This window comes from Streptococcus sp. 3613 (assembly GCF_013277375.1).
GTDB lineage: Bacteria > Bacillota > Bacilli > Lactobacillales > Streptococcaceae > Streptococcus > Streptococcus pseudopneumoniae.
Genome location: NZ_VMMV01000084.1, coordinates 1 through 1,524 on the forward strand (window position 1 = coordinate 1; position 1,524 = coordinate 1,524).

A 1,524-nucleotide genomic window follows, 5' to 3' on the forward strand; every position below is an offset into this window, starting at 1 on the left:
TCTTCCTCAATTGTCATATGTGCATGGTTACGACCACCACGTATTTCTTGAAGGAGAGAATCGCGTCCGAACTCCTCATATTTTTTTACAGTTGGCCAAATCGTTGTTTGATTACAGTCTAAAAGCTCTATAATCTCTTTATAAGATTTACCCATCAGACGAAATAGAACGATTTGAAGGCGTTTATGATATTTAGCTGTACTAGAGTCTTTTAAAAGTGTTTTGATAGCTTGGATTTCTTCTTTAGTTGATTTCATATTACTATTATATAATGCTTTTTGATTTTAGTCTAGTATTAATCCCAATTTTCCATTATGAATACAATAGTAAATGGTTGAAATTCCCACGTTAACCCCTTTAGCCATAACCATCATTTCAGGAGAAAACTTTTGATTATGATAGTGGAGAATCTTTTCCTTTAGTTCTTTGGTTAAGCTTGATTTCTTGACCGAGCGCCTGCGATTGTTTTCATAAGACTGTTGAGCATAGTCGGTAGAATAAACCTCTTTGAAGCGCCCTTTTCCAAGACATTGTCAGACTGTCTCACGCTTGATTTCAGTGTGGATAGTTTGAGGAGCTTTTCCAAGCAAAGAGGCAATTTCTCTATTTGATTTTCCTTCTTTTGTTTGGCTTTTGTAGTATAATTGTCTTGCATCTCTGTGCCTTTCTTGTGTTTGTGGTTGAACAACAAGTATAACACAGAGGTGTTTTCTTATGCCTAGAAGAGCTTTCATTTTTTTCAAAAAAGGTTGAAAAAACACCTTTGTGAGATGAAATACCCTTCAAATACCGTATCTCCCAAGTGAAAATCTCACAAATTTCTTAAACTTTGAGTCAAACTTCACATATCTAATCCATATCGATAGTTGAACAGAACTCACTTCTATGGTATTATCCTATCCCCCCTTCCAAATGTCAATCAAAAATGACAAGTATTTTAGAAATAACTCGCCATTTCATTAACTTTCTACTATATTAAAAAAATGTGACCTCATAGCAAGGACTCAAACTCAGCGACGCTCATACCCAGCTGATGGCTGGCAACCTCGGAAGTCAGAAGTCCTTGGCGAACCATATCCAGAAAGGCAAAAAGTTTCCCACGTTCCAAGCCTTCTTCTCGCCCTTGTTCAATCCCTTCAGCTCGTCCACGTTCAAGACCACGCTCCAGTCCCTGTTCAATCCCCTCTGCACGACCACGCTCTAAGTCTTTTTCCTCCGCTTGTTCCAATGCATAGTCATGAGCGAGTAAGGCTTGTTCTTCACGCATACGTAGTTGACTAAACATTTTCCTGTCCTCCTCGGACCAGCTCTTGTAATCTAGCAGTTGGTCTGCTTGGCTGATGGCTCGCTCGGGGCGCTGGGTAAAGGGTTTATTCCCGAAAAACTCCAACCATGGCTTGCGAACGCTATCCTTGCTGGTTTCTCTGTATTTTTTAATTCCAAGAATACCATCTTGACTAGATGGTTTTCCTGTCCATTGTTTGTGATGGTTAAGACTTCACCTGTCGTTCCCTCTCGCATACT

1 protein-coding gene and 2 pseudogenes are annotated in these 1,524 nt (G+C 39.5%); all 3 read right to left on the bottom strand.

Annotation, left to right across the window (positions count from 1 at the left end; all coding sequences use genetic code 11):
* Window positions 1-257: helix-turn-helix domain-containing protein (locus HT708_RS09670; RefSeq protein ID WP_172926315.1), on the bottom strand; the 257-nt coding region annotated here is incomplete at its 3' end.
* 39 nt (window positions 258-296) lie between these two features.
* Window positions 297-695: pseudogene (locus tag HT708_RS09675) on the bottom strand (helix-turn-helix domain-containing protein); the annotation flags it as partial.
* Between the two features lie 296 nt (window positions 696-991).
* Window positions 992-1,524: pseudogene (locus HT708_RS12000) on the bottom strand (hypothetical protein); the annotation flags it as partial.